This is a genomic window from Pseudomonas sp. A1230 (genome assembly GCF_044218825.1).
In the GTDB taxonomy this organism is placed as follows: Bacteria; Pseudomonadota; Gammaproteobacteria; order Pseudomonadales; family Pseudomonadaceae; genus Aquipseudomonas; species Aquipseudomonas iridis.
The window spans coordinates 5,136,979-5,154,631 of record NZ_CP162582.1; the positions used below are offsets into that span (position 1 = coordinate 5,136,979).

Below are 17,653 nucleotides of genomic sequence, written 5' to 3' on the forward strand. Positions count from 1 at the left end.
GGCGCCGGGATTACAGTTTCTTGGCTTTCTCGATCGCTTCTTCGATGCCGCCAACCATGTAGAACGCTTGTTCTGGCAGGTGGTCGTAGTCACCGTTGAGGATGCCTTTGAAGCCAGCAATGGTGTCTTTCAGGGAAACGTATTTACCCGAAGCACCGGTGAAGACTTCAGCCACGAAGAACGGCTGGGACAAGAAGCGCTGGATCTTACGAGCACGGTTAACCAACTGCTTGTCGGCTTCCGAGAGTTCGTCCATACCCAGGATCGCGATGATGTCTTTCAGCTCTTTGTAACGTTGCAGAACGTACTGAACGCCGCGAGCGGTGTCGTAGTGGTCCTGGCCGATTACGTTCGGGTCCAGCTGGCGCGAAGTCGAATCCAGTGGATCTACCGCTGGGTAGATACCCAGGGAGGCGATGTCACGGGACAGAACGACGGTGGCGTCCAAGTGGGCGAAGGTGGTCGCTGGCGACGGGTCGGTCAAGTCATCCGCAGGTACGTATACCGCTTGGATCGAAGTGATCGAACCTTCCTTGGTCGAAGTGATACGTTCTTGCAGAACGCCCATCTCTTCAGCCAGGGTCGGCTGGTAACCTACTGCAGAAGGCATACGGCCCAGCAGTGCGGATACTTCAGTACCGGCCAGGGTGTAACGATAGATGTTGTCGACGAACAGCAGAACGTCGTTACCTTCGTCACGGAACTTCTCGGCCATGGTCAGGCCGGTCAGTGCTACGCGCAGACGGTTACCCGGCGGCTCGTTCATCTGACCGTAAACCAGTGCCACTTTGTCCAGAACGTTGGAGTCCTTCATCTCGTGGTAGAAGTCGTTACCCTCACGAGTACGCTCACCCACACCGGCGAACACGGAATAACCGCTGTGCTCGATGGCGATGTTACGGATCAGTTCCATCATGTTTACGGTTTTGCCTACACCGGCACCACCGAACAGACCGACTTTACCGCCTTTGGCAAACGGGCAAACCAGGTCGATAACCTTGATGCCGGTTTCCAGCAGGTCGTTGCCGCCTGCCTGTTCAGCGAACGAAGGTGCTGGACGGTGAATGCCCCAACGCTCTTCGGTGTCGATTGGACCGGCTTCGTCGATCGGGTTACCGAGGACGTCCATGATCCGGCCCAGGGTCGCTTTACCGACCGGTACGGAGATGGCTGCGCCAGAGTCGGTAACTTCCAGACCGCGCTTCAAGCCCTCGGTGGAACCCATCGCAATGGTACGAACCACGCCGTCGCCCAGCTGCTGCTGAACTTCCAGAGTGGTGCCGGCATCGCTTTGTACTTTCAAAGCGTTGTAGATGCTCGGTACGCTGTCGCGTGGAAATTCCACGTCGATAACGGCGCCGATGATTTGAACGATACGTCCGCTACTCATAGCTGGATCCTCTGAATATTTGAACCGTTAAACCGCGGCAGCGCCGCCGACGATTTCCGAGATCTCTTGGGTGATCGCAGCCTGACGCGCCTTGTTGTAGATCAGCTGCAAATCGCTGATCAAATCACCGGCGTTGTCGGTAGCGTTCTTCATCGCGATCATCCGCGCAGCTTGTTCAGCCGCGTTGTTCTCGACCACCGCCTGGTAGACCTGCGACTCGACGTAACGGACCATCAAGCCATCAAGCAGCTCTTTGGCGTCCGGTTCGTAGAGATAGTCCCAGTGGTGCTTGAGACCCTGATCCGGGGTTGCCACCAATGGAATCAACTGCTCCACGGTAGGCTGCTGCGTCATGGTGTTGATGAACTTGTTGGACACCACGGACAGGCGATCAATACGGCCGTCCAGGTAGGCGTCCAGCATCACCTTGACGCTGCCGATCAGATCATTGATCGACGGCTCTTCACCCAGGTGGCTGATAGCTGCAACGACGTTACCGCCGAAGTTGCGGAAAAAGGCCGCACCCTTGCTACCAACGACACACAGATCAATCTCGACGCCGTTTTCGCGGTTTACCGCCATGTCCTTGACCAGGGCCTTGAACAGGTTGGTGTTCAAGCCGCCGCACAAACCACGGTCACTGCTCACCACAACATAACCAACACGCTTGATTTCGCGGTCGATCATGAACGGGTGGCGGTATTCCGGGTTGGCGTTGGCCAGATGCCCAATTACCTGGCGGATACGCTCCGCATAAGGACGGCTAGCAGCCATGCGCATTTGTGCCTTGCGCATTTTGCTGACCGCCACTTTTTCCATGGCGCTGGTAATCTTTTGCGTGCTTTTGATGCTCGCAATCTTACTGCGAATCTCTTTTGCGCCTGCCATGTAACACCTATCAGGTTAGCAAGCGGGAGCCTCGCGGCTCCCGCTGCGGCTTACCAGGTTTGGGTGGCCTTGAACTTCTCGATACCGGCTTTCATGCCAGCGTCGATTTCGTCATTGAAGTCACCTTTAACGTTGATCTTGGCCATCAAATCGGCGTGATCGCGGTTGAAGTAAGCAATCAGCGCTTGTTCGAAGCTGCCGATCTTGGCGATTTCAATGTCAGTCAGGAACCCACGCTCAGCGGCATACAGCGACAGCGCCATGTCAGCGATCGACATTGGTGCGTATTGCTTCTGCTTCATCAGCTCGGTAACGCGCTGACCATGCTCAAGTTGCTTACGGGTCGCTTCGTCCAGGTCAGAAGCGAACTGGGCGAATGCCGCCAGTTCACGGTACTGAGCCAGAGCGGTACGGATACCACCGGAAAGCTTCTTGATGATCTTGGTCTGAGCGGCACCACCCACACGGGATACCGAAACACCGGCGTTCACTGCAGGGCGGATGCCCGAGTTGAACATGGCCGATTCCAGGAAGATCTGACCGTCGGTGATCGAGATCACGTTGGTCGGAACGAACGCGGAAACGTCGCCAGCCTGGGTTTCGATGATCGGCAGTGCGGTCAGGGAACCGGTTTTGCCGGTCACTGCGCCGTTGGTGAACTTCTCTACGTATTCTTCCGAAACGCGGGATGCGCGCTCCAGCAGACGGGAGTGGAGATAGAACACGTCGCCTGGGTAAGCTTCACGGCCTGGTGGACGGCGCAGCAGCAGGGAAATCTGGCGGTAAGCCACTGCTTGCTTGGACAGATCGTCATAAACGATCAGCGCGTCTTCACCGCGGTCGCGGAAGAATTCACCCATGGTGCAACCGGAGTACGGTGCCAGGAACTGCAGCGCAGGAGATTCCGAAGCACTGGCAGCCACGATGATCGTGTTGGCCAGGGCGCCGTTCTCTTCCAGCTTGCGAACCACGTTGGCGATGGTCGATTGTTTCTGACCGATCGCTACGTAGACGCAGAAAATGCCGCTGTCTTTCTGATTGATGATCGCGTCGATCGCCAGAGCGGTTTTACCGATCTGACGGTCACCGATGATCAGCTCACGCTGGCCACGGCCGACAGGAATCATGGCATCGACAGCCTTGTAGCCAGTCTGTACAGGCTGGTCTACCGACTTACGCCAGATCACGCCTGGAGCAACTTTCTCGACCGCGTCGGTCTGAGTGTTGCCCAGTGGACCCTTGCCATCAACAGGGTTACCCAGTGCGTCGACTACGCGACCCAGCAGTTCCTTACCAACAGGAACCTCGAGGATGCGGCCGGTGCACTTGGCGCTCATGCCTTCGGCAAGAGACTGGTAAGCGCCCAATACAACGGCACCTACGGAGTCTTGCTCCAGGTTGAGGGCCATACCGTAGACGCCGCCCGGAAACTCGATCATCTCGCCGTACATTACGTCGGCCAGACCGTGAATCCGCACGATGCCGTCAGATACGCTGACGACAGTGCCTTCGTTACGGGCTTGGGAGGTCACATCGAGCTTATCGATGCGGCCCTTGATAATTTCACTTATTTCGGAAGGATTGAGTTGCTGCATTGCTCTGCTGCCCCTTCAAACTCAAGATTTCAATGCTTCGGCAAGTTTCGCGATTTTGCCGCGAATCGAGCCATCGATAACCAGGTCGCCGGCGCGGATGACAACACCCCCAATAAGGGCTTTATCTTCCTCGACTTGCAGGCGCACTTCCCGGTTGAGTCGTGCACTGAGAACCTTGGCGAGTTTGTCTTGCTGTTCTTGGTTCAATGCAAAAGCACTGGTCACTTCAACGTCTACCGACTTCTCTTGCTCGGCCTTGTACAGGTCGAAAAGAGCGGCTATCTCCGGCAGAAGCGGGAGACGGTCGTTTTCGGCAACGACATTGATGAAGTTCTGTGCCTTCACATCAAACTTGTCGCCGCACACGTCAATAAACGTGGCGGCCTTTTCTGCGCTCGTCAGTCGCGGGGCCTTGAGCACGCGCTGCATGGTGTCGTCTTGCGACACCGCTGCAGCCAGGCCGAGCATGGCTGACCAATTGGCCAGTTGCTGGTGGGCCTGAGCGTGCTCGAAGGCCGCCTTAGCGTAAGGTCGGGCCAACGTGGTCAGTTCTGCCATGATCGCCCTCGCTTAGATTTCAGCAGCCAGTTGGTTAACCAGCTCTGCGTGCGCGTTTTGATCGATTGTGGCACCCAGGATCTTCTCGGCGCCGCCGACAGCCAGCAAACCCACTTGGGCGCGCAGCTTGTCTTTGACACTGTTCAGTTCCTGTTCGATCTCGGCTTGAGCCTGAACCTTCACACGGTCAGCGTCGATACGGGCCTTTTCAACGGCCTCTTCGACAATCTGGTTACCGCGTTTCTTGGCTTGCTCGATGATTTCAGCTGCTTGAGCCTTCGCTTCGCGCAGTTGCTGACCCGCTTTTTCTTGGGCCAACTCCAGGTCGCGAGCTGCACGGCTGGCAGCGTCCAGACCATCAGCGATCTTCTTTTGACGTTCGTGCAGAGCAGCAATGACCGGAGGCCAAACATACTTCATGCAGAACAGTACAAAAATCAGGAACGCAACGGACTGGCCAATCAGGGTCGCATTAATGTTCACGCCAACACCTCGCAGTTACGTTGTCCATCACATCAAATTACTCGGAAGAATCCGGGTAATTAGCCAGCGATCTGACCAACGAACGGGTTCGCAAAGGTGAAGAACAGAGCGATACCAACACCGATCATGGTTACGGCGTCGAGCAGACCGGCAACGATGAACATCTTAACTTGCAGCATTGGAACCATTTCTGGCTGACGCGCTGCGCCTTCCAGGAACTTGCCGCCCAGCAGGCCGAAACCAATTGCGGTACCCAGTGCGCCCAGGCCGATCAACAGTGCAACAGCGATAGCGGTTAGACCAACTACAGTTTCCATCTTTCCTCCCGACTTTTACGTCGTATGGTTTAGGTTTTTTAGATTAAAGCGGTAAAACAAATCGTTTCAGGTGCCCTGTGAAGAGCCCCTTCCCGTTTGACCGGGAAGGACATCAGACTAGTCGAGACTGGTCTTAATGGTTTTCTTCGTGCGCCATCGACAGGTAGACGATGGTCAGCATCATGAAGATGAACGCCTGCAGCGTGATGATCAGGATGTGGAACACAGCCCACGCCCACTGCAGAACAACGCCCAGGCCGCTCAGCCAGAGCAGACCGCTGCCGAACATCACAGCGATCAGAATGAACACCAGCTCGCCGGCATACATGTTGCCGAACAGACGCAGAGCCAGAGAGATCGGTTTAGCGATCAGGGTCACGAATTCCAGCAGGAAGTTCACCGGGATCAGCAGGGCTTGAACGAAGATGTTCTTGCTGCCGAACGGGTGCAGGGTCAGTTCGCCGATGAAGCCGCCGATGCCCTTGACCTTGATGCTATAGAAAATGATCAGTGCGAAAACCGACAACGCCATGCCCAGAGTCGCGTTCGGGTCGGTAGTCGACACGGCGCGGAACGGGATATGAGGGTCACCGGAGATCAGGATGGCCAACTGAGGAATCCAGTCGACCGGTATCAGGTCGACGGCGTTCATCAGGAACACCCAGACGAAGATGGTCAGTGCCAGCGGTGCAATCACCGGGCTACGGCCATGGAAGCTGTCTTTCACGCTGCCATCGACGAATTCGACCAATACTTCAACGAAGTTCTGCAAAGCACCTGGCTGACCCGAAGTCGCCTTCTTTGCCGCCATGCGGAAAAGAAGAACGAAGATCAGACCCAGCGCAACCGACCAGCCGAGAGTATCGACGTGGAAAGCCCAGAAGCCCATTTCTTTGGCTTCTGCTGCGGTGTGGGCAAAGCCCCAGCCGCCGTTGGGTAGCTGACCGAAGGTCAGGTTCTGCAAGTGGTGCTGGATATAGCCCGAAGCGGTTGTTTCTGCCATGGTTGCCTCAAACGCCCTAAGGTCTCGAAAGTCTTGTTCTCATCAGCAGGGGAGCGAACCAGCTGACCGACTGAGTCAGCACGAACACGCCGAATACTGCTATCGGCGCCAGCGGCTTCACACCTGCAAACACCAGTGCAAAGAGCACTGCCGTCAAAATCAGTTTGCCTGCCTCGCCGGCATAAAATGACCGGACGATGGACTGGGCTGCTCGGGCGCCGGAAAACCGAAATGCCTTGTGAGCGAAATATACATTGGGCAGCAAGGCTATCAGGCCTCCGCAAAGTCCCGAGTATCCGGCAACGACTCCGTGCCATTGCCAGAGCGCCAAAGCGGCAATGAGCAAAATGACAAATTGAGCCATTAACACCGGAAAAACCGCCAGGCGATGGAACGGCAGGCGGTTTGGCTTGCGGGTTTCCATCACATTTGCTCTCCAATGGTCGGCTGCCAGAATTCAATAACTTGGCATAATTTGTGCCGACAAAATGCGCGCAGAGTATAGGGGCGGTTCTGCCCCTATTCAACTGTCAGGTAGTGATTTCCGACTGCCCGCTACATGAGGAAATGTTTCAGCGGATGTGAGCGAGCACACCTTGAAGCTCATCGAGCGAGTTGTAACCGATCACCAACTGGCCTTTTCCCTTCTTCCCGTGGCGAATCTGCACCGCAGAGCCTAGGCGCTCGGCCAGACGCTGTTCGAGACGAGCGATATCGGGGTCGGGTTTCGTCGCTTCCACAGGCTCCGGTTTGCCACTCAACCACTGGCGAACCAGTGCTTCAGTCTGGCGCACGGTGAGGCCTCGTGCGACAACATGTCGCGCCCCTTCTACCTGTTGATTGTCCGGCAGACCGAGCAAAGCACGGGCATGACCCATTTCCAGGTCGCCGTGAGACAGCATGGTCTTGATGACTTCCGGCAACGCAATAAGCCGTAACAGGTTAGCCACAGTCACGCGTGACTTACCCACAGCCTCGGCAACTTGTTGCTGAGTCAGCTGGAATTCCTGCTGCAAGCGCTGCAGCGCGACCGCCTCCTCAATCGGGTTGAGGTCTTCGCGCTGGATGTTCTCGATCAGGGCGATAGCGATCGCGGTCTCATCCGGCACATCGCGGACCATCGCCGGGATGGTTTCCTGACCGGCCTGCTGGCTCGCGCGCCAGCGACGCTCACCCGCGATAATTTCAAAGCGCCCATCACCAATCGGTCGAACAACGATCGGTTGCATCACGCCTTGCGCCTTGATCGACTGCGCCAGTTCTTCCAGCGCCTGCGGGTCCATGTCGCGGCGAGGCTGGTATTTGCCCCGCTGGAGCAAGTCCAGCGGCAGGTGTTGCAGCTCACGCGTGTCAGCTTGTGCGGCTTGTTCTTCCAGCGAGCTGACAGTCGGACCACTCAGCAGTGCATCCAGTCCACGTCCGAGACCTCGTTTCTTGACGGCCATGGGGATTCCTTAAGTTGCCTGAGCGGCGGCAATGCGTGAATTTTTGCGCTGACGACGAACCATCTCGCCTGCCAGGGCCAGGTAGGCCAGTGCGCCGCGCGATTGCTTGTCGTACGCCAGAGCCGGCATGCCGTAGCTCGGAGCTTCGGCGAGACGGATATTGCGCGGAATGACCGTGTCGTACAGTTGCTCGCCAAAGTGTTCCTTGAGCTGCGCCGAGACATCGTTCATCAGGCTCAGGCGCGGGTCGTACATGGTGCGCAACAAACCTTCGACTTTCAGGTTCGGGTTCAGCAGTTCGGCGATACGCTTGATGTTATCCACAAGGTCGCTCAAACCTTCGAGCGCAAAGTACTCGCACTGCATGGGGATAATCACCCCGTCAGCGGCTACCAGTGCGTTGAGAGTGAGCATCGACAGCGACGGTGGGCAGTCGATCAAAATGTAATCGTAATTTTCCCGGATCGGCGCCAACGCGCTGCGCAGGCGGCTCTCCTTCATCTGCATTTCCAGCAGAACCACTTCAGCGGCTGTCAGGTCGCGGTTGGCCGGCAGCAGTTGATAACCGCCGTGCTCGGAATAGTGCATGGCCTGAGCCAGATCGCATTCACCGATCAGCAAGTCATAGACCGAGTTTTCCAGACCGTGTTTATCCACACCGCTACCCATGGTGGCGTTGCCCTGTGGATCGAGATCGATCAACAGCACCCGGCGCTTGGTCGCGACCAGGGATGCTGCGAGGTTGATGCAGGTGGTGGTCTTGCCCACACCACCCTTTTGGTTCGCTATCGCGAATACCTTAGCCATTCTTGCTTGTGTTCCCAATCATGCCGTGCGGCGCAGTATCAGCAGATGGCGTTGGCCTTGGCAACCGGGTACGGCCAAGGCGTGTTCGCTATCGAGTTTGAAGTCTGCCGGCAATGCTACCAGCTCATCGGCCGGATGAACGCCCTTCATTGCCAGCCAGCGTGTATCGGCATCGCCGAGATGGCGAGTCCAGTTGCTGAAGTTTTCCATGCTGCTGAACGCCCGGGAAATGATCCCGTTGAAAGGCTGAGCAGGTTGAAAGGCTTCGACGCGACTGTGGATAACTTGCAGGTTATCCAGTTTGAGTTCGAGTTTGACCTGAGTCAGGAAGCGGGTTTTCTTGCCGTTGCTGTCCAGGCAGGTCACTTGCGAGTCCGGATACAGGATCGCCAAAGGGATCCCCGGCATACCGCCACCACTGCCGACGTCGAGCCAGCGGCCGTTTTCGATGAACGACATCACGCTCAGACTATCGAGCAAGTGACGCGAAACCATTTCGTCCGGATCGCGCACAGCCGTGAGGTTGTAGGCCTGGTTCCATTTGATCAACAAGGCCAGATAACCCAACAGCAATTCGTGCTGGGTTTCAGTGAGATTGATCCCGAGCTCGCGGGCTCCTGTGGATAACTCTTCGGCGTGTTGCGAAGTGACCTTAGAACTCAAGCGCTTTGCTCCAACTGACGGCCCGCGCCGCGTTTTTTCAAATGAATCATCAACAGCGAAATCGCTGCCGGGGTCACGCCCGGGATCCGTGAAGCCTGACCCAGCGTCTCTGGACGAGTCGCGCCGAGCTTGCTCTGGATCTCCTTGGAGAGACCGGAAATGTTGGTGTAATCGATATCCACAGGCAGTTTCGTGTCTTCACTGGCGCGCAGACGGGCGATTTCATCCTGTTGACGATCAATGTAACCGGCGTATTTGGTCTTGATCTCGACCTGTTCGGCGACCTGTGGATCTTCGGCGCCGTGCCCGGTCACTTCGACCAGACCAGCGTAGTCGATTTCCGGACGACTCAAGAGGTTGAGCAAGTTGTATTCGTGAGTCAGCGGAGTACCGAATTTTTCCGCAATGGCATCGCCCTGTTGCGTGCCCGGGCGTACCCAGGTGCTTTTCAGGCGCTGCTCTTCGAGTTCGATGCTTTCGCGTTTCTTGCAGAAAGCCGCCCAACGCGCGTCATCGACCAGACCCAGCTCGCGACCTTTTTCAGTCAGGCGCAGGTCGGCGTTGTCCTCGCGCAGGATCAGACGGTACTCGGCACGGGAAGTGAACATGCGGTACGGCTCTTGGGTACCCAGTGTGATCAGGTCATCGACCAGAACCCCGATATACGCTTCATCGCGGCGCGGGCACCAGGCTTCTTTGCCCTTCGCACGCAGTGCTGCGTTGGCCCCGGCCAACAAACCCTGGGCACCGGCTTCTTCGTAACCGGTGGTGCCGTTGATCTGCCCGGCGAAGAACAGACCGCCGATGACTTTGGTTTCCAGGCTGTACTTCAGGTCACGCGGATCGAAGTAGTCGTACTCAATCGCATAACCGGGACGCACGATGTGCGCGTTTTCCATGCCGCGAATCGATTGCACGATTTGCAATTGCACGTCGAACGGCAAGCTTGTGGATATCCCGTTCGGATACAGCTCATGGGTGGTCAAACCTTCCGGTTCGATGAACACCTGATGGCTTTCCTTGTCGGCAAAGCGGTGAATCTTGTCTTCAATCGACGGGCAGTAACGCGGGCCGATGCCTTCGATCTCGCCGGCAGCGGAATACATCGGCGAACGGTCGAGGTTGGCGGCAATGATTTCGTGAGTACGAGCGTTGGTGTGGGTAATCCAGCAACTGACTTGCCGCGGATGCTGTTCCTTGTTGCCCATGAACGACATCACCGGGATCGGCGTATCGCCCGGTTGTTCGGCCATCACCGAGAAATCCACAGATCGGCCATCGATACGCGGCGGCGTGCCGGTTTTCAATCGACCCACACGCAGCGGCATTTCACGCAGACGATGTGCCAGAGCAATCGATGGCGGATCACCGGCACGACCGCCGGAGAAATTCTGCAAACCGATGTGGATAAGTCCACCGAGGAACGTACCGGTGGTCAATACCACGGAGTCGGCGAAGAAACGCAGACCCATTTGTGTGACAACACCGCGTACCTGTTCCTGTTCAACGATCAGGTCATCGGCAGCTTGTTGAAATATCCACAGGTTGGGCTGGTTTTCCAGAATTTCGCGGACAGCGGCTTTATACAAAACCCGGTCGGCTTGCGCACGAGTTGCCCGTACGGCCGGGCCTTTGCGGCTGTTCAACACGCGAAACTGGATGCCGCCCTTATCGGTAGCCATGGCCATCGCGCCGCCAAGGGCGTCGATTTCCTTGACCAGATGGCTTTTGCCAATGCCACCGATGGCGGGGTTACAGCTCATGGCGCCGAGGGTTTCCACGTTATGCGTCAGCAACAGGGTTTTTGCCCCCATACGTGCTGACGCCAGTGCTGCCTCGGTACCGGCATGACCGCCGCCGATGACGATCACTTCAAAACGGGAAGGGAAATCCACCACGCACCTCGTGCCTGCTTAAGTAGGTAATTCAGGAATAGTTTGAGATCAGGTTTCTGAACCCGGTCGACAAGTATAGGGACTTCGCCCTTCCTAAAGAACCCTCTGCACAAAAATTAACCAGCTGTGGAGAACTCGAGCTTAAAAGAATAAAAAAGAAAGAAATTTATAAAACCTTTGTTTTAATGCTTATTCTTACTGGGCATGATTTCTGTGGATAGATCTCTACAGGCCTTATTTTTCAAAGTGTACAGAGATTCAAAACCCTGTGGCCATGTGGCCATGAGCGACTTGGATAACCGGTTTAAGCCTGTGGATGAAAGGGGTGGTTATCCACAGAGCGAGTTATATCCAGTTTTCAGGCCCTGTTATCAACTGATCTCAGTGGCAGTTATTCACAGGGCTTAAACCACAGAAAATTGACGAATGAACCACTCGCGCGCAGGCGAAAGTCGCCCTGGGCGCATAAATCTGCCCGGCATTTCTGGAATCAATTCAATGATGAGGGAAACAGACGGGCCGCGAACGGGCCCGCCTGTGAACAGCAGGAGGGATTATTTACCGATGCAGAAGCTGGAAAAGATTCGTCCGAGCAGATCATCGGAGCTGAATGCACCGGTAATTTCACCCAGAGAGTGCTGGGCCTGGCGCAAATCTTCAGCCAGCAACTCACCAGCCCCCGCCAGTGTCAGTTGGGCTCGACCGTGTTCCAGCGCCGCGCTTGCGTGGCGCAAGGCCTCCAGATGCCGGCGACGGGCGCTGAAGCTGCTTTCCGAGGTTTGCTCGTAGCCCATGCAGGCCTTGAGATGTTCGCGCAGCAACTCCAGGCCTTCACCTGCAGATTTGGCACTCAGACTGATGGTCACATGACCGTCGTCGCTTGTTTCCAGAGCAATTGCTTCGCCCGTCAGATCTGCTTTATTACGGATCAGAGTGACTTTCGCCGGGTCCGGGCGGATCTCGAGAAATTCCGGCCACAAGGCGAACGGGTCCAACGCTTCAGGCGCCGACGCGTCTACGACCAACAGCACCCGATCCGCTTCAGAAATGGCTTTCAATGCGCGCTCGACACCGATTTTTTCCACCTGATCGTCGGTATCGCGCAGACCTGCGGTATCCACAACGTGCAGCGGCATACCGTCGATGTGGATATGTTCACGCAGGATATCCCGAGTGGTACCGGCAATCTCGGTCACGATCGCTGCCTCGCGGCCGGCCAAGGCATTCAGCAGACTGGACTTGCCGGCATTTGGACGGCCGGCAATCACCACGGTCATACCATCACGAAGCAAGGCACCCTGGCCGGCTTCGCGCAGTACTGTGGATAATTCGTCGCGCACTTTGTCGAGCATGCTCAATACGTGGCCATCGGCGAGGAAGTCGATTTCTTCTTCCGGGAAGTCGATGGCGGCCTCGACGTAGATACGCAGGCCTATCAGCTGTTCAGTGAGGTTATGCACACGCTGGGAGAATGCGCCTTGCAACGAGCGCAGGGCATTACGCGCCGCCTGTGCAGAACTGGCCTCGATCAGGTCGGCAATCGCCTCGGCCTGGGCCAGGTCGAGTTTGTCGTTGAGAAACGCGCGTTCGCTGAATTCACCTGGGCGAGCCAAACGGCAACCCAGTTCCAGGCAACGCTTGAGCAACATGTCCAGAACGATCGGGCCGCCGTGGCCCTGCAATTCCAGCACATCTTCGCCAGTGAATGAGTTCGGCCCCGGGAAATAAAGCGCCAGACCTTCGTCGAGCACCTGTTGGTCGTCACTGTAAAACGGGCCGTAATGGGCGTACCGCGGTTTCAGTTCGCGGCCGGCGATAGCTTTGGCCGCAACACTGGCCAGTGGACCGGAAATTCGAACAATGCCCACACCACCGCGACCTTGAGCGGTGGCGACAGCTGCGATGGTTTCACGAGGTGCGCTCATAAACCGTAATCCAGACAAAAGTGGCAGATAGCAAAACGCCCCACTAGGGGGCGTTTTGAGTGGTGTTATCCACAGAGCAAGTTACGCCTCGGCTTTTTTCGCCGCCGCTTCGATCTTACGCGTGATGTACCACTGTTGTGCAATGGACAGGCAGTTGTTCACTACCCAGTACAGCACCAGACCAGCCGGGAACCACAGGAAGAAGAAGGTGAAGATGATTGGCATCATTTTCATGACCTTCGCCTGCATCGGATCCGGAGGAGTCGGGTTCAACTGCTGCTGGATGAACATGGTTGCGCCCATGATGATCGGCAGAATGAAGAACGGATCCTTGATCGACAGGTCAGTGATCCACAGCATGAATGGCGCTTGGCGCATTTCCACGCTTTCGAGCAGAACCCAGTACAGCGAAAGGAAAACCGGCATCTGCACGAGGATTGGCAAGCAGCCACCCAGCGGATTGATCTTCTCTTTCTTGTACAGCTCCATCATGGCTTGCGACATTTTCTGCCGGTCATCGCCATGCTGCTCTTTCAATGCGGCCAGTTTCGGCGCTACGGCACGCATGCGCGCCATCGATTTGTAGCTGGCAGCCGACAGAGGGAAGAAAATACCCTTGATCAGCATGGTCAGGAAGATGATCGACCAGCCCCAGTTACCCACAATCGCGTGGATGTGTTGCAACAGCCAGAAAATCGGCTGGGCAATGAACCACAGGATGCCGTAGTCGACAGTCAGTTCCAGACCTGGGGACAACTCTTTCAGCACGGCTTGGCTTTTCGGACCGGCGTACAGAACAGCACTGGTTTCAACTTTGGCACCTGGTGCAGCGGTCATTGTTGGACCGGTGTAACCGATGATGTAGTTGCCTTTGCTGTCTTTACGGGTCTGGACGATGTTGTTTTCGCCCTTGGCCGGAATCCATGCGGTCACGAAGTAGTGTTGCAGCCAGGCTACCCAACCACCGGTGACGGTTTCCTTGAGTTGCGCCTTGTCCATGTCCTTCATGGACACTTTCTTGTACGGCTCCGAACTTGTCCACAGGGCAGCGCCCAGGTAAGTCGCGGTGCCGGTAGCAGTTGTGGACGAAGGATCGCCGCTGTCGTCGCGCTTCAACTGGGCAAACATTGCGCCATTCCAGGGCTGAGCGCTCTGGTTATCCACAATGTAGGAAACGGTTACGTCATACAGGCCGCGTTTCACAGTGAAACGCTTGATGTAATTGACGCCGTCCTTGCTGAACTTCAAATCAACGACCAGTTGGTCCTGACCGTCAGCCAGTTGATAAGTCTTCTTCTCGGCGGAGTAAAGAGGGCGACCAGCCGGATTTGCGTCCGGGCCATTGGTGCCGATCAGACCGCTTTGCGCCAGATAAATACGTTCGCCGCCGTTGTCGAACAGCTGGAACGGAACATCTGGACGATCCTGACGACGTGGATACAGAGGCAAGGTCAGTTGAGCAACGTCGCCACCTTGTGGATCGATCGCAAGATCGAGCACGTCGGTTTTAATCTGGATCAGATCCTTGCTGGCAGCCACCGGAATTTCAGCAGGTGCGCTGGTATCGCTAGCGGAGCGCGGAATATCGTCACTGGCGGCAGCATTATTGCCAGTGGCGGTGTCCGGCAAACCGGATGTAGTCGTACTGGCAGCAACATTCTGAGTCGGCAGGGCAGCCTGGCCATAGTCCTGGTTCCATTTAAGAACCATAACGTAGGACACGATTGCCAGGGCGACGATCAGGATCGTGCGTTTGATATCCATGATTACTCGGCCATCGAAGAAGAACGGGAGGTAGGGATAGGTGGAACCGGGTCATAACCACCGGGATTCCACGGATGACAGCGACCTAAACGACGAAAGGTCAGCCAGCCACCGCGCAGAAGGCCATGATTTTCAATGGCTTCATACGCGTAGCAGGAACAACTGGGGTAGAAACGACAGTGGCTGGCCATCAAAGGACTAATGGCATAGCGATAAAACTGGATCGGAACGAGGGCCAGTTTACGCATCTGGACTGTCTACCCCTACAGTTTCGGTTTTGACTGCTGGAACTGGATTGTTACGGGCCAGACGCTTCCAGAGTTTGCCGAAATGCTGAATCAATTCGGGGTTTTCTACATCACCCAAACCTTTGCGCGCGACGATAACAATGTCCCAGCCGACCAGTGAATCCTGGTGCAGACGGAACGATTCGCGCATCAGACGTTTGAGGCGATTGCGCTCAACGGAGAGCTTTACGCTCTTTTTCCCGATAACCAGCCCGAGACGGGGGTGATCAAGATCGTTGTTGCGCGCAAGGAGCAGGAGATTTTTCCCCGGAACCTTGCCGGTAGGGGAGTCAAAGACTGCCTTGAAATGCCGGGGGGTAAGCAGACGCTTTTCCCGACTGAAGTCCTGACTCACCTCCAGTACCGGATTATCAAACTGCCAGACGCGCACGACCTTTGGCGCGGCGACGCGACAGGACTGCGCGACCGTTCTTGGTAGCCATGCGAGCACGGAAACCGTGGGTACGAGCGCGTTTGATGGTGCTTGGTTGGAAAGTACGTTTCATGTCGTGTTACCTGGTTCGTCCACAACGGGCCGGAATGGCCCCCGTTTTAAGAGACCGGGGATTCTAGAGAAAGCAAGGCTTCAGGTCAATTTCCAACCAACGTTTCCTTATAAATAGATCTCAGGACCTTCTTTGGCTGAAACCCTGTTCGCCATACATAAAAATAAAGAAGGGAATTATTTAAAGCTTTTCTGTAAAGCTTATAAAAGCTAGGGCCACGATCTTCTGTGGATAACTGCCTTGAGGCCATGTTTAACCTGATGTACAGAGAATGACAACTACAGTGGAAAACCGTGGTCAGCCTGTGCTGCACTGTCGGATAACCTGTGTGTGGAATTGGCTGTTATCCACAGGCAGGTTATCCACCGAGTTTAGCCCCCACTTGTCCAATGCCCTTAGAGGCGGTTATCCACAGAGCTTATTCACACACCGTTGGTCGCCTTTTTTCCGTTTAACGCATTGATAAATCATGGACGGGGAACAACCTGCATGTGGATAAGTGGACAGCTCGCCGCTACAATGGCCGCTTGTTTTTGCCTCACCGGCTTTCAACTTAGGGGATATCCGTGTCAGTGGAACTTTGGCAGCAGTGCGTGGAGCTTTTGCGCGAGGAGCTGCCTGCCCAACAATTCAACACCTGGATCCGTCCACTACAGGTCGAAGCCGAAGGCGACGAGTTGCGCGTCTACGCACCGAACCGTTTTGTACTGGACTGGGTCAACGAAAAGTACCTTGGGCGCGTCCTCGAACTGCTGGATGAGCACGGCAACGGTATGGCGCCGGCGCTTTCCTTATTAATAGGCAGCAAACGTAGCTCGGCACCGCGTGCGGCCCCGAATGCCCCGTTAGCCGCCGCGCAAGCGTCTTTGGCCCATGCCAACAACGCACCGGCAAGCCAGCAGGCGCCGGCCGCAGCGCCAACTCAGGCCAAACGTTCGACGCAGAAAACTGTGGAAGTCAGCGAAGAGCCTTCTCGCGACAGCTTCGACCCGATGGCCGGTGCCGCGTCGCAGCAGGCTCCGGTTCGCGCCGAACAGCGCACTGTGCAGGTCGAAGGTGCGCTCAAGCACACCAGTTACCTGAACCGCACGTTCACCTTCGAAAACTTCGTCGAAGGTAAGTCCAACCAACTCGCCCGCGCGGCGGCCTGGCAAGTGGCGGACAACCCAAAGCATGGCTACAACCCACTCTTCCTATATGGTGGCGTTGGCCTGGGTAAAACTCACTTGATGCACGCGGTGGGTAACCATCTATTAAAGAAGAACCCGAATGCCAAGGTCGTGTACCTGCATTCCGAGCGTTTCGTGGCCGACATGGTCAAGGCGCTGCAACTGAACGCCATCAACGAGTTCAAGCGCTTCTACCGTTCGGTGGATGCCTTGCTGATCGACGATATTCAGTTCTTCGCCCGCAAGGAACGTTCCCAGGAAGAGTTTTTCCACACCTTCAATGCCCTGCTTGAAGGTGGCCAGCAGGTCATTCTCACCAGTGACCGCTACCCGAAAGAAATCGAAGGCCTTGAAGAACGCCTGAAATCCCGTTTTGGCTGGGGCCTGACCGTTGCCGTCGAGCCGCCGGAACTGGAAACCCGCGTAGCAATCCTGATGAAGAAGGCCGACCAGGCCAAAGTCGACTTGCCACACGATGCAGCGTTCTTCATTGCCCAGCGCATTCGCTCCAACGTCCGTGAGCTGGAAGGCGCGCTGAAACGCGTGATTGCCCATTCGCACTTCATGGGCCGCGACATCACCATCGAGCTGATTCGCGAATCCCTGAAAGACCTGTTGGCGTTGCAAGACAAACTGGTCTCTGTGGATAACATTCAGCGTACCGTCGCCGAGTACTACAAGATCAAGATTTCCGATCTGCTGTCCAAGCGCCGTTCGCGCTCGGTGGCACGTCCGCGTCAGGTCGCCATGGCGCTGTCCAAAGAACTGACCAACCACAGCCTGCCGGAAATCGGTGATGTGTTTGGCGGCCGCGACCACACGACTGTTTTGCACGCCTGCCGCAAGATCAACGAACTTAAGGAATCCGACGCGGACATCCGCGAGGACTACAAGAACCTGCTGCGTACACTGACCACTTGATGAACACCAGCGCAGCTTATTAAGGCAAGGGACTAGA

The 17,653-nt window shown here is 56.1% G+C and carries 18 protein-coding genes; 1 reads left to right on the top strand and 17 read right to left on the bottom strand.

Annotation, left to right across the window (positions count from 1 at the left end; translation table 11 throughout):
* Positions 1–10 precede the first annotated feature (10 nt).
* The 17 genes from atpD to rpmH all read right to left on the bottom strand — a co-directional run bounded on the left by atpD (position 11) and on the right by rpmH (position 15,526).
* On the bottom strand, positions 11–1,390 hold the full coding sequence (atpD, locus tag AB4P97_RS24060; RefSeq protein WP_042556890.1) for a F0F1 ATP synthase subunit beta: 1,380 nt from the start codon (positions 1,388–1,390) through the stop codon (positions 11–13).
* A gap of 27 nt (positions 1,391–1,417) precedes the next feature.
* Entirely contained in the window at positions 1,418–2,278 is an 861-nt protein-coding gene (gene atpG, locus AB4P97_RS24065) for a F0F1 ATP synthase subunit gamma (RefSeq protein ID WP_042556891.1), read from the bottom strand.
* A gap of 50 nt (positions 2,279–2,328) precedes the next feature.
* A complete protein-coding gene (atpA, locus tag AB4P97_RS24070; protein ID WP_042556892.1) occupies positions 2,329–3,873 on the bottom strand; it encodes a F0F1 ATP synthase subunit alpha in 1,545 nt (514 codons plus the stop codon).
* Between the two features lie 21 nt (positions 3,874–3,894).
* A complete protein-coding gene (locus tag AB4P97_RS24075; protein WP_042556893.1) occupies positions 3,895–4,431 on the bottom strand; it encodes a F0F1 ATP synthase subunit delta in 537 nt (178 codons plus the stop codon).
* A 12-nt stretch (positions 4,432–4,443) separates the two neighbouring features.
* Positions 4,444–4,914, bottom strand: a complete 471-nt coding sequence (locus tag AB4P97_RS24080; protein ID WP_016772403.1) for a F0F1 ATP synthase subunit B — start codon at positions 4,912–4,914, stop codon at positions 4,444–4,446.
* A gap of 59 nt (positions 4,915–4,973) precedes the next feature.
* Complete coding sequence (gene atpE / locus AB4P97_RS24085) at positions 4,974–5,231, bottom strand: F0F1 ATP synthase subunit C (protein ID WP_003097235.1); 258 nt, start codon at positions 5,229–5,231, stop codon at positions 4,974–4,976.
* A 133-nt stretch (positions 5,232–5,364) separates the two neighbouring features.
* Complete coding sequence (gene atpB, locus AB4P97_RS24090; RefSeq protein ID WP_042556894.1) at positions 5,365–6,234, bottom strand: F0F1 ATP synthase subunit A; 870 nt, start codon at positions 6,232–6,234, stop codon at positions 5,365–5,367.
* Positions 6,235–6,250: 16 nt separating this feature from the next.
* A complete protein-coding gene (locus AB4P97_RS24095) occupies positions 6,251–6,658 on the bottom strand; it encodes a F0F1 ATP synthase subunit I (RefSeq protein WP_008084411.1) in 408 nt (135 codons plus the stop codon).
* A 148-nt stretch (positions 6,659–6,806) separates the two neighbouring features.
* Positions 6,807–7,679 carry a ParB/RepB/Spo0J family partition protein gene (locus AB4P97_RS24100; protein WP_047303468.1) on the bottom strand — a complete coding sequence of 291 codons (873 nt, stop codon included), beginning with the start codon at positions 7,677–7,679 and terminating at the stop codon, positions 6,807–6,809.
* 9 nt (positions 7,680–7,688) lie between these two features.
* On the bottom strand, positions 7,689–8,486 hold the full coding sequence (locus AB4P97_RS24105) for a ParA family protein (RefSeq protein WP_007911909.1): 798 nt from the start codon (positions 8,484–8,486) through the stop codon (positions 7,689–7,691).
* 18 nt (positions 8,487–8,504) lie between these two features.
* Positions 8,505–9,149 (bottom strand): 16S rRNA (guanine(527)-N(7))-methyltransferase RsmG, encoded by a 645-nt coding sequence (gene rsmG / locus AB4P97_RS24110; RefSeq protein ID WP_042556896.1) that lies wholly within the window; start codon positions 9,147–9,149, stop codon positions 8,505–8,507.
* Positions 9,146–11,044, bottom strand: a complete 1,899-nt coding sequence (gene mnmG, locus AB4P97_RS24115; protein ID WP_042556897.1) for a tRNA uridine-5-carboxymethylaminomethyl(34) synthesis enzyme MnmG — start codon at positions 11,042–11,044, stop codon at positions 9,146–9,148. The genes rsmG and mnmG overlap by 4 nt, the downstream gene beginning before the upstream one ends.
* 554 nt (positions 11,045–11,598) lie before the next feature.
* The gene (mnmE, locus tag AB4P97_RS24120; RefSeq protein WP_261735451.1) at positions 11,599–12,969 is read right to left on the bottom strand and encodes a tRNA uridine-5-carboxymethylaminomethyl(34) synthesis GTPase MnmE; all 1,371 of its coding nucleotides are present in this window, start codon (positions 12,967–12,969) and stop codon (positions 11,599–11,601) included.
* Positions 12,970–13,050: 81 nt separating this feature from the next.
* Positions 13,051–14,733, bottom strand: a complete 1,683-nt coding sequence (gene yidC, locus AB4P97_RS24125) for a membrane protein insertase YidC (protein ID WP_042556899.1) — start codon at positions 14,731–14,733, stop codon at positions 13,051–13,053.
* Positions 14,734–14,735: 2 nt separating this feature from the next.
* Positions 14,736–14,981, bottom strand: a complete 246-nt coding sequence (gene yidD / locus AB4P97_RS24130; protein ID WP_010465488.1) for a membrane protein insertion efficiency factor YidD — start codon at positions 14,979–14,981, stop codon at positions 14,736–14,738.
* On the bottom strand, positions 14,974–15,375 hold the full coding sequence (gene rnpA, locus AB4P97_RS24135) for a ribonuclease P protein component (RefSeq protein WP_042556900.1): 402 nt from the start codon (positions 15,373–15,375) through the stop codon (positions 14,974–14,976). Before rnpA ends, yidD begins: the two co-directional genes overlap by 8 nt.
* A 16-nt stretch (positions 15,376–15,391) precedes the next feature.
* A complete protein-coding gene (gene rpmH / locus AB4P97_RS24140) occupies positions 15,392–15,526 on the bottom strand; it encodes a 50S ribosomal protein L34 (RefSeq protein WP_003213577.1) in 135 nt (44 codons plus the stop codon).
* A 566-nt stretch (positions 15,527–16,092) separates the two neighbouring features.
* On the opposite strand from rpmH, the gene dnaA reads away from it, so the two are divergent.
* On the top strand, positions 16,093–17,616 hold the full coding sequence (dnaA, locus tag AB4P97_RS24145; protein WP_042556901.1) for a chromosomal replication initiator protein DnaA: 1,524 nt from the start codon (positions 16,093–16,095) through the stop codon (positions 17,614–17,616).
* The last annotated feature ends 37 nt before the right edge of the window (positions 17,617–17,653 follow it).